The organism is Shewanella insulae, from assembly GCF_009831655.1.
Taxonomy (GTDB): domain Bacteria; phylum Pseudomonadota; class Gammaproteobacteria; order Enterobacterales; family Shewanellaceae; genus Shewanella; species Shewanella insulae.
Genome location: NZ_WRPA01000001.1, coordinates 112635 through 128314 on the forward strand (window position 1 = coordinate 112635; position 15680 = coordinate 128314).

The window sequence follows — 15680 nt, forward strand, 5'->3', positions numbered from 1 at the left end:
TAATGACCTCATCGACAGGAACCACAAGGTTCTCACTCATCAATCCATGTCAACTTGAGGATTTTCCCATGAAGAAGCAGATCATTGCCGCATTAATCAGTGTTTCGTTATTTGGCAGCTCAATGGCTTTCGCTGCCCCCGCAACTCAAGCGACTCAAAGTACAGACAACAGCTCGGGCGATGAAGAGGCGCTCATAGGTGTCGGCTCAGGCATAGTGCTGGGCGCCGTGGTAGCCGGTCCTGTGGGGGCCATTATCGGTGCCTTTACCGGTGGCATGATAGGCCAGACGGTGGCCAACGACAGCGAGATCAAACAGCAGCAGGCGGCGCTGGCCGAGCAGGAGAGCCGCCTCATGGCGCTCAGGCAGCAAAATGAGGCGCTGCTGACGGTGAAGGAGGAGTATCAAGAGGCCAAGGTGGAACTGGCCCAGCTCAGACAGCATCAGGGTACCCGCTTAGAAGAGCTGGCCCTGGGGCTCAACGTACAGTTTAAGACAGGCTCATCTAACGTCGAGCCGCACTTTAAGAGTCAGCTCGATGAGGTGGCCGACGCCATGGCAGTCTCACCCCAGCTTAAGTTAGACCTCACCGGCTATGCCGACCGTCGCGGTGACAGCAGCTACAACCAGGCCTTGTCGGAGCAGCGCGTGGCCGAGGTGAAAAGTTACCTGGTGTCCAAAGGTGTGGATGAGACTCGCCTGGATGCCAAGGCCTATGGTGCCAGCGCACCGATTAAAGATGAGCAGAGCTTTGAGAACGACTTCTTCGATCGCCGCGTGACCATCAAGTTGCTGCCTGGCGATACCGCCCTGGCTTCAAACTAGATTTTGCACCATGAAGCAACGCACAAAAGGAGAAGTAAGATGTTGCCACGCTCGCGTCTCAGGATGAACCAGACCGACCTTTGCCCCCCGAGGGGGGCGTTTTTTCCTCACCAGCGTCTGGTGCTTGCCGCCTTGATGTTAAGCGTCAGCGCGATCGGCTCAATGACACCAGCCTTTGGGCGCATGGGTCTGCAGGCCGGCGTAAATGTAACGGCTGCTAAATATGGAGAGCAGCTGCATCATTTCGAATTGCCTGTCGCCGAAGAATCGACTCTAGGCCAGGGGGTGCTCGAGTATCGTCTGGATGGCGTTCAACTGGGCAGCGAACTACCTGCCACGGCGCTGGCGGTGGATACCCAGGTGCAGATGAACATCTCTGGCTGGATCAACCGGGTGTCGGTGAAGCAGGTATTTGTGAACGACAGCGAGCATTGGCTCAACGGTCGCTATCAGTTTCCGCTGCCCCATGATGCGGCGGTCGACAGCCTCAAGCTACATATCGGCCAGAGGGTGATCGTTGGTGAGATCCAGCCTAAGGCGGTGGCGCGGAAAACTTTCGAGCAGGCCAAGGCCAGCGGTAAGAAGGCCAGCCTGGTAAGTCAGCAAAGACCCAATATCTTCACCTCAGAGGTGGCGAATCTGGGGCCGGGGGAGGCCTTGGTGGTGGAGATTGCCTATCAGCAGCAGGTGCGTTATCAAGATGGCGAGTTTAGCCTGCGTTTTCCAACGGCCATCACCCCGAGATACTTTCCTAAGGGGCTAGTTCAAGACTTAGATGTGGGATCTGTGCCGATTAACAGGGGACTGTCTCGGTCCGAAGTCAATGTGGGCACGCTACCCGATGAGCAGAAGCTCTACCTGGATGTGGTGCTGGATGCAGGCATGGCCATTAGCCGCCTGGAGACCCCCTATCATCAGATGCGCCAGACCCAATTGGGCGGCACTAAGATAGGGTTGAATCTCACCGAAAACTTGAGACCCGACCGTGACTTTCTGCTTAAGTGGCGGCCGCTGCTTGCCGAGCAGCCTAGCGCAGTGATGTTTGCTCAGCTGGGTAGGACTCATGGGTCGAATGCTCCTTCAGAGCCTGATAATGACGAGCAATCCATTCAACAAGCCAAGGAGCAAGATAGCTACGCCCTGGTGATGCTGATGCCGCCTCAGGATAAGGCGCGGGTGCGTCTGCCAAGAGAGTTGACCCTGGTTATCGACACCTCGGGCTCAATGACGGGGGACTCTATCCTTCAGGCCAAGTCGGCCATCTTAAACGCCTTAGCCGGGCTTGGCAGTCAGGACACCTTCAATGTGATCGCCTTTGACAGCAGCGTGCGCAGCCTGTCGCCGGTGGCCTTATCTGCCACCGCAGCCAACCTGGGTAAGGCCAATCTGTTCGTGCAGAGTCTGGAAGCCGATGGCGGTACCGAGATGGCGCCGGCCCTGCTGCGGGCCTTGAGTCAGACGGAAGCTAGCGTGTCGCCCATCTCATCGGCTGTAAAACCTGAACGTTTGAAGCAGGTGGTGTTTATCACGGACGGCGCCGTGGGTAACGAGGCCTCGCTGTTTGCACTAATTGCCGCCAATATCGGTCGTCAGCGTCTGTTTACCGTGGGCATAGGCGCGGCCCCTAACGGCTACTTTATGGAGCGCGCTGCCAGGGCGGGGCGCGGCACCTACACCTATGTGGGCAAGATCAGCGAGGTGGATGCCAAGATAGGAGAGCTACTGGAGAAGATTGAATCGCCCCAGGTAAGCGATGTGACCCTGACACTGGATGACGGCTCTATCCCAGATTACTGGCCGGTGCAGATTGGCGACCTCTATGCCCATGAGCCGATCATGGTGGCGCTGAGACTGACGCCCGCCCAACGGGCGCGTAGCGATGCCCTGATCATCTCGGGTGATCTCGACGGCAAGAACTGGCAGCGCCGCCTGGCCTTGACGGGGGGAGATAAGCCAAGGGGGATAGATCTTATCTGGGCGCGCAATCAGATAGCCAGTTTGCAGCTGAGCAAGAATGCGCAGAATCAGGCGGCGATAAAAGAGAGCGTGACCCAGTTGGCGATGGAGTACCACCTGGTCAGCCCTTATACCAGCCTGGTGGCGGTGGATAGAACGCCAACAAGACCCGAGTCTATGGATGCCATGGAACTGTTTAAACCCGCCCCCATGCCGATGCAACATCAGTGGCCACAGACAGCCACCGAGAGCCGCCTCTATCTTGCGCTAGGAGCCATGATACTGCTATTGGTCGGGGCTTATTGGGTGAGTTATCTACCTTGTCTGCGCAGACTTTGGTACAGACGCTGGGAGGCTTGCTGATGAATCGTCGTAGACGCCTGGGACTCAGGCATGTTTTGCTTCTGACCGCATTGATGGCGGCCATGACACTGATCTTTAAAGGAGGTTATATGCAAGCCAAGGCACATTTTGCCCAGTTCCTGATTGAGCAGGCATGGGACAAAACCTTAGCGGATCGCCAGCAACATAAGCCCTGGAGCTGGGCCGATACCTATCCTGTGGCCAAGCTGCACTTTGTCGATGACCAGGGGCGGCGACGCGGCGCCCCCCTCTATGTGCTGGCGGGGGCATCGGGGCGTAATCTGGCCTTCGGACCTGCCGCTATTCTGGCCAATAATCAGATCAATCATTGGGGCAACACGGTTATCGCCGGGCACAGGGATACACATTTCGCCAGGCTAGAGGGAGTTCACCCGGGTCAGGTGATCACCCTGCAGGATGCTTCGGCCAAGACGGTAAGTTATCGGGTGTTGGGCACTAAGGTGGTGGATGAACAAGACACTGCGCTGCTGGCTCAGGAAGATGCGCTGCGCCTGACTTTAGTGACCTGTTATCCCTTCGACAGCTTAGGCGGCCAGAGCCGTCAGCGCTTCGTGGTGGTCGCCGCGCCTATGCCGGGGGAGGAGACTGTGGTGACACGTCTATCCGCATCGCCGGATAGGCCTGGTCTCTTTGAGGAAACTGAATTCACTGAGTTATCTCAGTTTCCTCAGTCCCAGCAGTTACCCCAGTTATCGCTGCAATCTGGGCGACTCCAATCTGGGCGACTCCAATCTGGGCGACTCCAATCTGGGCGACTCCAATCTGGGCGACTCCAATCTGGGCGACTCCAATCTGGGCGACTCCAATCTGGGCGACTCCAATCATAGCGTTCAGCGCCTAGGGAACCGGTCATAGAGATTAGCGATTAGAGTGGCATTACTCGATTTCGGCCAAGGCGCTTGGCATCATAGAGGAAAGCATCTGTGCGCTCGATGAGCGACTCGAAGGTATCACCCGCCTGCCATTCGCTCACCCCAAACGAGGCACTGATCTTATCGATCGTCTGATTCTTGCGTCTGTCCTTGAGGGAGATCTTCTCCAGGGTTCTACGCATGGCATCGGCCAGGTGACGCGCCTTGCGCTGATGACTGTGTGGCACGATCAGGGCAAACTCTTCACCGCCATAGCGATAGAGCTTGACCCCGTCGCGGCAGGACTCGCTGAGACGCTTGGCTACCGCCTTTAACACATTGTCACCGAGGTGGTGGCCATAGGTGTCGTTGAAGCTCTTGAAGTGATCCACATCGGCTAAGATCAGACAGGTTCCCTCTGGGGATTGGGCCAGCAGCCCCTTGAGATCTTGATCGAAGGCGCGGCGGTTGAGGGCGTCGGTGAGGGCGTCATGATAGACGTCCTGCTCGGATCGTTTCAGTGCCTCTCGCAGGGCGGCGATCTCCTCCTGAGCCTTGTCGAGACGGCCGGTAAAATACTCGGTACTCTGACGAATGTCGTCTGACTCCTTCACCAGATCCCGCACCAGTCCCAATACCTTTTCCAGGCTCAGACCTTCCTCCTCGATGCGATTGAGGCGACTGAAGTTGCTGTCGACCCGTTGCTGAAACAGCATGGCATCCTGATTGGTGTCTTTGATCGATTGTGATAGCTCTATGGTCATCGCCTCGAGATTCTGGCGCATGTTGAGCACATTGACCTCGTTGGGATCGGCAATATGTTCCCGGTAGAGGAGCTCGGCCGTGACCGGCGGACAGGTGTTGTACTCATTGACTATCCTGTCCATCTTAGTGATCAGCTCGGGGTTTTGCTGCCCGACATAGGCGTACCAGAGGGCATAGTTGGTAGGGGTTGTCGGGATCTGATGCTTTAACATCAAGGGGACGGCTCTCTTGAGATTGATTGCGGCTTCGCGCAGCAAATCTTTGCTCATATCGACTCCTGGTTAGGCTGGTCTGGAAGGCGCCTGCTAATCTGGTGGCTACTAATAGCATAGCCACCAAAGTGACGCCTTGTCTCTCAATACTAGAGAGGCCTAGTTAAGACTTTGTTGATTTGGCGCCCATTTTAACCAATCGGGATTTAGGCTGGATTGCAGACTAAAGACATGATGCTGCCCAATACGGTTGTTTTCCGTGGTGGGAGATTGGGTCGCAACGCCAATACCGCCGGCGATGATGGTCTCAAGGGAGCCGGTTTCTATCTGCGCGCCAGAGAAGAGTCCGACATCCACCTTTATGCCGGAGAGATCCCAGAACTGACTGCTCCGATTGACCAGGTGGCTATAGCCCTTGGCAATCTGCGCTGTCATCTCGACCTGAGTGCCGCTGGCGGAGAGCTGTACCTGTTTCACTTCGCCAATCTTGATGCCGCGGAAGATGATAGGGGTGCCTATCTTTACCGAACCCAAGTTGTCATCTATCAGGGTGAAGGTGAGCGCGTCTTGCGCCAGCAGTGCAGGCGACTCGACGCTGCCCATAAAATCATGGACGCTATTGTTACTCGTACCTGGGAGCACGGATACATAGGGCCCGGTTATCAGGGTTTCGACGGCCGTGATACCCGACAGAGAGATGTCGGCATCGACGATAAAATATTGGGCATCGTCGGCCAGGAAAGGCGTGGCATAGTCGCCATATAGATAGGCATCGACACTGACGCTGTGTAGGTCCTGCGACAATCTAACCTTTTCGACTTCGCCTATCTGGTGACCCTGATAGCGGATCGGCGCATGGCTGCTCAGGCGAGTGCTGGCATCGAATACAATACTAATGGGCGTCGCCTTGGCACGGGCTAAAGTCTCTGAGCCGTAGAGATGGCTTTGATTGCCTATGTCATCTTGCTCCAGCAGTCCTAGAGATACGCTGCCCTTTAAGGCGCCTTCTAAGGGCGCCACGTCTACCTTGACGCCATTAAGGCTGGCGTCGACGCTTAGGGCGCCGTTGCGCCAGAAGATGGTATTTGGCTTAACCAGAGAGGCAAACGGCTTGTCGATACCAAGCTCGATAGCAAAATCCTGGCTGCTTGCGCGCCAGTCGACTCCTTGCACCTGACCAACCTGCATCTTCTTGTAGTAGATAGGGGAGTGGGCGGCGAGTCCGGCACCGTCAGGGCTAGTCAGCACTATCTTGAGTCGATTCTGCTTGGCGAGGTAGCCCTCGGCCTGCTTAATGTTGGCAAAAAGCGGCAGCGATCGGCTTGGATTTGCGGCCTTCTTGCTGCGTCCTTGTATCAGGCTAATGGCGCCTTTGGTGAGTGTGGTCAGATCCCGGGTGTTTACACTCACGCCGTCCAGCGAGGCATCTATGGCCAGGGCTGATTCGGCAACGAAGTAGCTCCCCCTATGGATGAGCTTGGCAAACTCGGGCCAGATCTGGATGCGGTAGGCGAGGCCGGAAAAGTCTGGTTTAAACTCGACGCTTTCGACTTGGCCTATGGGTAGCTGTTTAAAGCGCACCTCGGCGCCGGCGCTGATCCCAGGGTTTTCCTCGGCGCTCAGGCTGAGGATGAGGGGCGCCTGTGAGTGCTTTGGCGCCTCGGTCAGCAGCGGATAGCTGGTCTGATGCTCGCCGCTTCCTGGCAGGAAGGCTACCACATTGCCGGTTACCAGACGGCTGGCGTGCTTAATGCCGCTGAGAGAAAGATCCGCGCCTTCGAGCCAGAATTGGCTATCAGTGCCCAACAGCTCGGCGTATTGAGTCGCTATGTTTGCATCGAAGCGCACACCCGACTCGGTCAGGTGAGTCTGGGTGATCTGGCCAATACTGATGCCACGATAGACGATGTCGGCCCCCGTGCTCAGGCTATCGGCATCGTTGGCAGTGAGGCTAAAGCTGATGCCGCCAAGGGCATGCTCTTCGTCTTCGAAGATAGCGAAGGTTTGATTCGTCTCTGCCTGCTGGCTCGTCCCCTCTGATGAAAAGCTGACGCCGCCGGCGAGGATGGCCGACAGGCTCTCAGTCTTGACCTTGATGCCTGAGAGTGAGGCGTCCAGAGCTAATCCAGATACGTTCCAGAAGCGCGAATTTTGCTTTACCAGGTGGGCGTACTTCTTCTCTATGTAGGCATTGAAGAGGATGCTGTCGTCGTTCACCAGGCGGTAACTGACTATTTTGCCGACCGGGATCTGACGGTAAAACACCTGGGAGCCCACATCTAAGGAGCCGAGGGATGCGCTGGTCAGTTCTATCATCAAACCGTCTGAGCCGGGCGCCACGGGCGGTGCCTGATCCTCGGCGGTAAATTCGTTTCGATAATCTCCCTCGCCAGGCTGGATGGCGATATAGTTGCCCGAGAAGAGGGCGTCAAGCCCCTCGACGCCGGTGATCGAGGCCTTGGGGGTGACCAGCCAAAACTTGGTTTCATCCTTTAAGAAAGGGGTTGAACGATAATCCATCAGCAGATCTACGTAAACGCCCTGGAGCTGATCGTCGATACTAATATCCACCACCTTACCCACGGTGAGGCCCTGATACCTGACCAGTGTCTTACCCACGTCTATCCCCGTGGCGCTCGGGAAATGGATACGCACCTCGACGCCTGATTCGCGAATACTCTTGATGCCTAGCCAGGCTCCAAGCGCCAAGGCGATCAGGGGAAGTAGCCAGATAGGAGAGAAGAGTTTTTTCTTAACGACTTTTGGTGTTTCAATTTGTGTCATCTTTCGATTCCAATCGGTCCCAGAGTAAACGCGTGTCTAATACTTTTGCGGCCAGTTGTGTCAGCAGGATAACCAGGGCGAAGGCGGTGGCCGCCGGCGCCGGCTTGGCATCCCAAATCTGCCCCATGTTAATGAGCGCCGCAGTTATGGAGATCACAAACAGATCCAGCATTGACCAGCGGCCTATCCATTCGATGATATGAAAGCCTGCCATGAGAGTCTTTTTCGAGATCGGCAGGCGATAGCTGATCGCGGTCAGATAGAGCGCCAATCCAAAAATCTTCAACATGGGTACTAAGATACTGGCGGTAAAAAGAATAATGGCAATAGGTAATAGGTCTAGGTGCACCAGATGGTTGATGCCGCTGAAAATGGTGTCCTGGCGTACCTGCCCCTGACTGGTCATGATGGTGATAGGGTAGAGATTGGCCGGAAACAGCAGAATGGCGGCAGTGATCAGCAGCGCCCAGCTCTTCTGCACGCTGGTGCGATCCCGGCTCTGCACCGCTTGGCCGCAGCGAGGACAATTACCCTGCTCGAGGTGACACAGATACTTGCAGGTGGGGCAGTTGGTCAGTCCCAATGTTTCGCCCTGGGGAGGCCTGCTGAGTTTACTCATCCAGCACGCTCCACATATGTTCTATGTCATATTCCCGCTGCATGAAGATCACCATGATAAACAACATGGTGAAACAGAAGGTGCCGATACCAAAATAGAGATCGGTGTAATCGGAGAGCTGAAATACCGAGACGAAGATGCTGATCATGTAGATCTCTAGCATGGAGAGCTGCGCCAATAAACTGTGCTGTTTCAGTAGTTTCTTATAGATGTTGCGAAAGAAGGGTACCCTGAGCCGATATTTGACGATCAGCACTTGGGTCAGAATTGACACAATCAGCAGGCCGGGGGCGATCACCGCCGCCACCAAGACTGCGATACCTACAACCCAATAGCCCTGGGAGGCGACGGCCATAGCACCACCGGCTATGGTGGTGGTGCGAATACTGCCTAGAAAGTGCATCTCCAGCACGGGGAAAAAGTTGGCGGGAAAATAGAGCACCAGGGCCGTGATACACAAAGCCAACATGCCGTTGACGGAACAGTAGGGAGTATCATAGAGATTGGTGTGGCAACGAGGACAGAGGGCCCGCACGCCAGTAGGCAAAGCGCGTTTTCTCACGACCAGATCGCAAGCACGGCAGAGAACGATACTCTTATCTAACACCTCTGTTTTCATATCTGTTCTGGGGCGCTTCCTGTCATCTAAGGTCATAGCAAGAGTGCAAATTTCTTGATATAGACCAGTAATCTATTGCCTATAAGATATTACTATAGTCAATCTATTGAAATACCTAGTAAGGTGGCTCTTAAATCCAGAGCCAATAGTGCAGCAGATTCTATCAGATAAAGTTTGATACTTGCATAAGAAGTTGTATTTATGAGATTCTACAACTGTATATAAAAACAGTGTGAGGGCGAATATGGCAGTTATAACGAAATTTGTCGTAGTCAGAGAAGGGGTGGAGAAGATGACATTCACATCTAAGAAGGAGGCGGATGCCTACGATAAGATGCTCGATATCGCGGATAATCTTCTTCCTTTTATCGAACAAGTTGATTTAGGCTTAGATGAAAATGCATTAGAACAGCTCTGTTTCTACATGGCAGAGAATAAAGATCAGCTCATGGGACTCTTAAAAGGCGGCGCTGCTACAAAGGCCGCACCGGCTAAGAAACCCGCCAAGAAAGCTGAATCGAAAGCTGAAACGAAAACATAAAATGTTAGGAAATTTGTATGAGTGCACCTTGTTATACGACGCTTACCCGTCAAGTTGAAGCGCTTTTTAGCGGCGAAGATAATCTCGTTGCGGCGATGGCGAACTTTTCAGCGCTGCTCAATGAGCATCTGGAGGATATAAACTGGGTCGGTTTCTATCTGCTGCAAGGTGAACAGCTTATTCTGGGACCCTTCCAGGGCAAAGTGGCCTGTACCCGTATCCCAATGGGTAAAGGGGTTTGCGGCACCGCGGCCCAGAGTAACACCACTCAGCGCATCGCCGATGTCCATGCCTTCGACGGCCACATCGCCTGTGATGCCGCCAGCAACTCGGAAATTGTTATCCCGCTGCGCCGCCAGGGGCAGGTGATCGGCGTGCTCGATATCGACAGTCCTTCCTTCTCGCGTTTCGATGAGGCGGATCAATTGGGGCTAGAGTCCTGCGTAAAAAGTCTGGAAAAGGCTTTATTTGCTTAAACTACAACCAATTTCGCACAATTGATGGTCGCTTTCGTCTGACGCGCCCTTATAATAGGCCGCTTGATGAATTCAAAAACATGCCGTGACATTTTTCATTAGTTGAAATGAATACATGGCGTTTATTGACTGTAATTGATAAGGTATGTTGGATTGTGTGGTCGCCGCCTAGTGGCAAATTAGCGACCGGATGTCTAACCAATATGAACGACACGCCAGTGCCGAAGTAAACCCGGCGAGGTGGTAGTCCCTTTTAAACTGTGGAAGTAATGATGGAATCAACAGAAAAGTTGACCGACACCAACGCAATTCTTGCGTATTTATATGAAACATTTCCTTTATGCTTTATCGCTGAAGGTGAAACTAAGCCTCTAAAAATAGGATTGTTTCAGGACTTGGCTGAAAGGTTAGCTGATGATTCTAAAGTCAGTAAAACGCAATTGAGAATCGCCTTACGCCGTTACACCAGTAGCTGGCGTTACCTGAAAGGGGTTAAGGCTGGGGCACAGCGTGTCGATCTCGACGGCAACGAGTGTGGCGAGCTGGAGCAGGAGCACATTGAGCACGCACAGGCTACACTGAAAGAGAGCCAAGAGAAGGCTAAGGCAAAACGTGCCGCTAAAGCGGCGGCGGAGAAGGGCGAGAAGTCTGGTGCTAAGCCTGAGAAGAAAGCCTTCAAGAAGCCACAACCTAAGCGCAACAAGCCGGCCCCTAAAGCCGCTAAGCCACAGGTTGAAGTTAAGGATTTAAGCCCGGCAACGCTGACCGAATTGAAACCAAATCAACGCGTGAGTGTCAAATTAGGTAAATCGCCTGTTGCAGGTGTGGTCCTGGACATCAAGAAAGAAGATGTTCAAGTGCAGTTAGATTCAGGGTTGACGGTAAAAGTCCCGGTAGAGCATATCCTGTTATAACTGTTCATCGTTTAAAAGGAGTAACTTGTTGATGCGAAAACTCACTCTGGCAGCATCCATTGCCAGCATCTTTGTAGGATTCTCGGCATGGGCACTGACGCCCAGTATTCCATCTAGCGAGTTGCCCTCTCTGAAACAAGAGCCGCAACATAAAGTAGCGAGCAAGCGGGTGACGGGTCTGTTCACTCGCGCCCATTACCATAGATTCGACCTCGATGATGCATTCTCCGAGCAGGTGTTCGAGCGTTATCTTAAGCAGCTCGATTATCGCCGCAATGTCTTGCTTCAGAGTGATATCGACAGTTTCAAGCCTTATGCGACCCAGTTCGACGATATGTTGAAGAGCGGCGATCTCACCGCGGCCTATAAGATATTTGATCTGGTGCAGCAGCGTCGTTATGACCGTTTTGCCTACGCCTTATCCTTGCTCGATAAGGAGATGGATTTCAATGCTCCCGGCGACAGCTACCAATATGACAGAGAAGAGGCTGCCTGGCCCAAAGATGAGGCCGAGCTCAATGAGCTGTGGCGTCAACGGGTTAAGTATGATGCCCTAAACCTTAAGCTGACCGGTAAGAACTGGGATGAGATTGTTAAGGTGCTTGATAAGCGCTACAACAACGCCATCAAGCGTTTGAGCCAGACCAAGAGCGAAGATGTCTTCCAGGGTGTGATGAACGCCTTCTCTCGCAGCGTCGAGCCGCATACTAGCTACCTGTCACCGCGTAACGCCGAACGTTTCCAGATGGAGATGAACCTGAGCCTAGAGGGCATAGGTGCGGTGTTGCAGATGGATGATGACTACACAGTGATCAAGAGCCTGGTGGCTGGCGGCCCGGCGGCCAACAGTGAGAAACTTGCGCCTGAAGATCGCATCGTGGGTGTTGGCCAGGAAGGTGAAGAGATAGTCGATGTGATCGGCTGGCGACTGGATGACGTGGTCGAGTTGATCAAGGGGCCTAAGGGCAGCAAGGTGATTTTGCAGATCCTGCCTAAGAAGGGCGGTTCTTCTGCTAAGCCAATCGATGTGACCATAGTACGCGACAAGATCCGTTTAGAGGATCGCGCCGCGACTTCTGAGGTGATCGAGCCTGAAAGCGGCAATTACGCCGGCCGCAAGGTTGGGGTGATTAAGATCCCAGGTTTCTATATGAACCTGTCTCAGGATGTCACCAAAGAGTTGGTTAAGCTCAAGGAGGCCAAGGTCGAAGGTGTGGTCATCGACCTGAGAGGTAACGGTGGCGGCGCGTTAACCGAAGCGACGCTGTTAACAGGTCTATTTATCGAGCAAGGCCCTGTGGTGCAGATCCGTGATGCTAACGGCAAGGTGTCGCAAAACCGCGATAACGATGGCCGAGTTACCTACGCTGGCCCCCTCACCGTGATGGTGGATCGTTACAGCGCCTCGGCATCCGAGATCTTCGCCGCCGCATTGCAAGACTATGACCGCGCACTTATCGTGGGTGAGTCGACCTTTGGTAAGGGCACTGTGCAGCAGCATAAGAGCCTGGGTCGTATCTATGATATGTATGACAAACCTATCGGTCATGTGCAGTACACCATCGCCAAGTTCTACCGCATCAACGGCGGCAGCACTCAGCTTAAGGGCGTGACGCCGGACATCCCATTCCCGAGTGCACTCGAGCCGGGTGAATACGGTGAAGCTGAGGAAGCCAACGCGCTGCCTTGGGATAAGGTGCCTGTAGCTCAATACGGTACGCTTGGGGATATTACCCCTGAGCTTGTAACCAATCTTGACTCGCGTCATCAGCAGCGTATCAAGAAAGACGTTGAATTTGGCTATATCGATCAGGATATTGCCGAGTTTAAGAAGAGTCACAAAGAAACCAGCGTCTCTTTGGTTGAGAAAGAGCGAGTGGCCGAGCGTGAAGCCAACGATGATAAGCAGCTTGCGCGTCTCAACGAGCGCCGTGCTGTGGAAGGGCTCGAAGCACTTAAGTCTCTGGATGATGCCGAAGAAGATATGAAAACGCCGGACGCATTTCTCGATGAGACTGTCTATATCACACTGGATTTAGTGGATATGGAGAGAGTGGCTAAGAATCAGGCGAAATAATATTGAGCCAACTTTTTTAAAAACGCGCTATTGGCGCGTTTTTTTATAATCTTTTCAGATGAGGGAATCTAAATGGCACAGGTTAAGGCCAAATATTTAAAAGACTATCGCGCACCGGATTTCACTATTACTCATGTGGATCTCTCCTTTGTGCTCGATGGTGCCGATACCCGGGTGACCGCGGTCAGCCAAGTTAAGCGTATAAACCAGGATGCTAAGACGCTGGTATTGGATGGCGAAGGGCTGAGTGTGAGTCAGCTACTGGTCAATGGTAAGAGCCATGATTATCGTGTCACCGAGGGACAGCTAAGCATAGACACCGATTTAGTTGAATTTGAACTCTCCATAGTGACAGAGCTGGATCCCCAGGCCAATTTGGCGTTGGAAGGCTTGTACATGTCGGATGGCGCCTACTGTACTCAGTGTGAGGCAGAAGGTTTTAGACGCATTACCTTTTTCCTCGACCGCCCCGATGTGCTGGCGGTATACAAGGTTCGCATCGAAGCCGATAAGGCGGCGTTTCCATACCTCTTGAGTAACGGTAACCGTGTCGATAGCGGCGATCTCGACGGCGGACGCCATTTCGTGTGCTGGGAAGATCCTTTTCCGAAACCTGCCTATCTGTTTGCCTTAGTTGCGGGCGATTTCGACCTGCTCGACGATAGCTTCACCACCAAGAGTGGCCGCGATGTGGCGCTGCAGGTCTTCGTGGACAAGGGTAACCTGCACAAGGCCCATCACGCCATGGCATCGCTGAAGAAGTCGATGGCCTGGGACGAGAACCGCTTCGATCTCGAATATGACCTCGATATCTACATGATAGTCGCGGTGGACTTCTTCAACATGGGCGCCATGGAGAACAAGGGCCTGAACGTGTTCAACACTAAATATGTGTTGGCCGATAAAGACTCGGCGACCGACGAAGATTATCACGGTATCGAGTCTGTGGTAGGCCATGAGTATTTTCATAACTGGACGGGGAACCGCGTTACCTGCCGCGACTGGTTCCAGCTGAGCCTGAAAGAGGGACTGACGGTGTTTCGCGATCAGGAGTTTAGCTCAGATGTGGGCTCCCGAGCGGTTAACCGTATCCATGCCATCAAGGTGATCAAGAACCAGCAGTTCGCCGAAGACAGCGGCCCAATGGCCCACGCGATTCGTCCCGAGTCTGTGATCGAGATGAATAACTTCTATACCGTCACTGTGTATAACAAGGGCGCCGAAGTGATCCGCATGATGCATACCCTCTTGGGTGAGCAGGGATTCCAGGCCGGGATGAAGTGTTATTTCGAACGTCACGATGGCCAGGCGGTCACCTGTGATGATTTCGTGGCGGCGATGGAAGATGCCAGTGGTGTAGATCTGACTCAGTTCAGACGCTGGTACAGTCAGTCGGGTACGCCAGAGCTAACGGTCAATGAGACTTATGACGCCGAGAGTCAAGAATATCGCCTGAGTCTGCGTCAGCACACGCCGCCGACGCCGGAGCAGAGTGAGAAGCTGCCGCTACACATTCCTCTCGATCTTGAGCTGCTTGGCAGCGACGGACGTTCGCTAGTTAGTCAAGTCTTTAGCATTACAGAGGCCGAGCAAGATCTGGTGTTTAGCGGTATGACTGAGCAGCCTGTCCCTTCGCTGTTGCAAAATTTCTCGGCGCCGGTGAGGCTTAACTTCGACTATAGCGTAGATCAACTTATCCACCTGATGCGTTATGCTGGCAGTGAGGTGGCCAAGTGGGAGGCTTCAGCAGCATTGTTTAGCCAGGCGGTTTGGCAGAACGTGGCGCACCTCAAGGCGCAAAAGGCGATGTATGTGGATCCACGTCTGGTCGATGGGGTGAAAGGTTTGTTGCTCGATGAGCAGCTGGATCAGGCCCTGCTGGCCGAGGTGCTTAAATTCCCGAGCCTAAATACCTTGGTTGAGCAGGTGAGCCGAGTCGATCTAGATGCCCTGGCGTCGGCCCGCGAATTTATGCTCGAAGAGATCGCATCGGGTGGTGAAGATGAGCTATTGGCGCGTTATCGTGAACTGAGCACGATGGACAGTGCCGGTGCGAGGGCGCTAAAGAATGCCTGCCTTGGCTTGTTGCTGCAAACATCGGATGCCCATCAAGGCCTGGTGCAGAGCCAATATGAACAGGCTGGTAACATGACAGACAGCCTGGGCGCACTGGCGGCGCTAAACCTTGAGCAATCTGAGCTTCGCGTTAGTCTATTACAGGATTTCCAGCAGAAGTGGGCCGACACCCCATTGGTGATGGATAAATGGTTGACCCTTGAGGCGTGCTGTCCAGGTGAAGATCGCTGCGATGCGCTACGTGAATTGACCCAGCATAGCGCCTTTAGTTTTGCCAACCCGAATAGAGTACGCTCGTTGATCGGCGCCTTCGCGGCGGCAAACCCTGTGGTGTTCCATCGTATCGACGGTAGCGGCTACCGCTTTCTGACAGAAGCCATCATTAAACTCAACACCTTAAATCCTCAGGTAGCTGCACGTATCATTACGCCGCTGATTCAATTTAAGAAGTTTGATGAGCAGCGCCAGAAATTGATGCGCAGTGCCCTGGAGGACATTTTGGCCTTACCGGATCTGTCGAAAGACCTTTATGAGAAGGTTTCTAAGGCGCTGGCTTAGGAATCAGCTGAGAAGCGAGTAGGG

The 15680-nt window shown here is 53.7% G+C and carries 12 protein-coding genes and 1 pseudogene; 9 read left to right on the top strand and 4 right to left on the bottom strand.

Annotated elements, in window-relative coordinates; all coding sequences use genetic code 11:
* Positions 1 to 68: 68 nt before the first annotated feature.
* The 4 genes and pseudogenes from pdsO to GNT65_RS20750 all read left to right on the top strand — a co-directional run bounded on the left by pdsO (position 69) and on the right by GNT65_RS20750 (position 4019).
* Positions 69 to 824: a sortase-associated OmpA-like protein PdsO gene (gene pdsO / locus GNT65_RS00525; RefSeq protein WP_160793192.1), complete on the top strand. Its 756-nt coding sequence runs from the start codon at positions 69 to 71 to the stop codon at positions 822 to 824.
* 39 nt (positions 825 to 863) lie between these two features.
* Complete coding sequence (locus GNT65_RS00530; protein ID WP_160793193.1) at positions 864 to 3143, top strand: marine proteobacterial sortase target protein; 2280 nt, start codon at positions 864 to 866, stop codon at positions 3141 to 3143.
* A gap of 62 nt (positions 3144 to 3205) precedes the next feature.
* Positions 3206 to 3721, top strand: a pseudogene (locus GNT65_RS20745) (class GN sortase); the annotation flags it as partial.
* Positions 3722 to 3794: 73 nt separating this feature from the next.
* The gene (locus GNT65_RS20750) at positions 3795 to 4019 is read left to right on the top strand and encodes a hypothetical protein (RefSeq protein ID WP_160793194.1); all 225 of its coding nucleotides are present in this window, start codon (positions 3795 to 3797) and stop codon (positions 4017 to 4019) included.
* A gap of 10 nt (positions 4020 to 4029) precedes the next feature.
* On the opposite strand, the gene GNT65_RS00545 is transcribed toward GNT65_RS20750, so the two are convergent.
* The 4 genes from GNT65_RS00545 to GNT65_RS00560 all read right to left on the bottom strand — a co-directional run bounded on the left by GNT65_RS00545 (position 4030) and on the right by GNT65_RS00560 (position 9014).
* Positions 4030 to 5049 carry a GGDEF domain-containing protein gene (locus GNT65_RS00545; RefSeq protein WP_160793195.1) on the bottom strand — a complete coding sequence of 340 codons (1020 nt, stop codon included), beginning with the start codon at positions 5047 to 5049 and terminating at the stop codon, positions 4030 to 4032.
* Positions 5050 to 5151: 102 nt separating this feature from the next.
* Positions 5152 to 7776, bottom strand: a complete 2625-nt coding sequence (locus GNT65_RS00550; RefSeq protein ID WP_160793196.1) for an MlaD family protein — start codon at positions 7774 to 7776, stop codon at positions 5152 to 5154.
* Positions 7763 to 8395 carry a paraquat-inducible protein A gene (locus GNT65_RS00555; RefSeq protein WP_160793197.1) on the bottom strand — a complete coding sequence of 211 codons (633 nt, stop codon included), beginning with the start codon at positions 8393 to 8395 and terminating at the stop codon, positions 7763 to 7765. The genes GNT65_RS00550 and GNT65_RS00555 overlap by 14 nt, the downstream gene beginning before the upstream one ends.
* Positions 8388 to 9014 carry a paraquat-inducible protein A gene (locus tag GNT65_RS00560; RefSeq protein WP_160793198.1) on the bottom strand — a complete coding sequence of 209 codons (627 nt, stop codon included), beginning with the start codon at positions 9012 to 9014 and terminating at the stop codon, positions 8388 to 8390. The genes GNT65_RS00555 and GNT65_RS00560 overlap by 8 nt, the downstream gene beginning before the upstream one ends.
* 244 nt (positions 9015 to 9258) lie before the next feature.
* Here GNT65_RS00560 and GNT65_RS00565 point away from each other — a divergent pair, with 244 nt between their 5' ends.
* The 5 genes from GNT65_RS00565 (at position 9259) to pepN (ending at position 15656) form a co-directional block, all read left to right on the top strand.
* Positions 9259 to 9555, top strand: a complete 297-nt coding sequence (locus GNT65_RS00565) for a YebG family protein (RefSeq protein ID WP_160793199.1) — start codon at positions 9259 to 9261, stop codon at positions 9553 to 9555.
* A 17-nt stretch (positions 9556 to 9572) separates the two neighbouring features.
* Entirely contained in the window at positions 9573 to 10031 is a 459-nt protein-coding gene (locus tag GNT65_RS00570) for a GAF domain-containing protein (RefSeq protein ID WP_160793200.1), read from the top strand.
* A gap of 272 nt (positions 10032 to 10303) precedes the next feature.
* Positions 10304 to 10945, top strand: coding sequence for an RNA chaperone ProQ (proQ, locus tag GNT65_RS00575; RefSeq protein WP_160793201.1), 642 nt, complete (start codon positions 10304 to 10306; stop codon positions 10943 to 10945).
* A gap of 31 nt (positions 10946 to 10976) precedes the next feature.
* Positions 10977 to 13022, top strand: a complete 2046-nt coding sequence (prc, locus tag GNT65_RS00580; RefSeq protein ID WP_160793202.1) for a carboxy terminal-processing peptidase — start codon at positions 10977 to 10979, stop codon at positions 13020 to 13022.
* Positions 13023 to 13094: 72 nt separating this feature from the next.
* Positions 13095 to 15656, top strand: a complete 2562-nt coding sequence (gene pepN / locus GNT65_RS00585) for an aminopeptidase N (protein ID WP_160793203.1) — start codon at positions 13095 to 13097, stop codon at positions 15654 to 15656.
* The last annotated feature ends 24 nt before the right edge of the window (positions 15657 to 15680 follow it).

Coding starts and splice junctions, on each gene's coding strand:
- GNT65_RS00560 (WP_160793198.1), bottom strand. CDS start 9,014: ATGAAAACAGAGGTGTTAGATAAGAGTATCGTTCTCTGCCGTGCTTGC.
- GNT65_RS00570 (WP_160793200.1), top strand. CDS start 9,573: ATGAGTGCACCTTGTTATACGACGCTTACCCGTCAAGTTGAAGCGCTT.
- GNT65_RS00545 (WP_160793195.1), bottom strand. CDS start 5,049: ATGAGCAAAGATTTGCTGCGCGAAGCCGCAATCAATCTCAAGAGAGCC.
- prc (WP_160793202.1), top strand. CDS start 10,977: ATGCGAAAACTCACTCTGGCAGCATCCATTGCCAGCATCTTTGTAGGA.
- GNT65_RS00530 (WP_160793193.1), top strand. CDS start 864: ATGTTGCCACGCTCGCGTCTCAGGATGAACCAGACCGACCTTTGCCCC.
- GNT65_RS00565 (WP_160793199.1), top strand. CDS start 9,259: ATGGCAGTTATAACGAAATTTGTCGTAGTCAGAGAAGGGGTGGAGAAG.
- GNT65_RS00555 (WP_160793197.1), bottom strand. CDS start 8,395: ATGAGTAAACTCAGCAGGCCTCCCCAGGGCGAAACATTGGGACTGACC.
- proQ (WP_160793201.1), top strand. CDS start 10,304: ATGGAATCAACAGAAAAGTTGACCGACACCAACGCAATTCTTGCGTAT.
- GNT65_RS00550 (WP_160793196.1), bottom strand. CDS start 7,776: ATGACACAAATTGAAACACCAAAAGTCGTTAAGAAAAAACTCTTCTCT.
- pepN (WP_160793203.1), top strand. CDS start 13,095: ATGGCACAGGTTAAGGCCAAATATTTAAAAGACTATCGCGCACCGGAT.
- pdsO (WP_160793192.1), top strand. CDS start 69: ATGAAGAAGCAGATCATTGCCGCATTAATCAGTGTTTCGTTATTTGGC.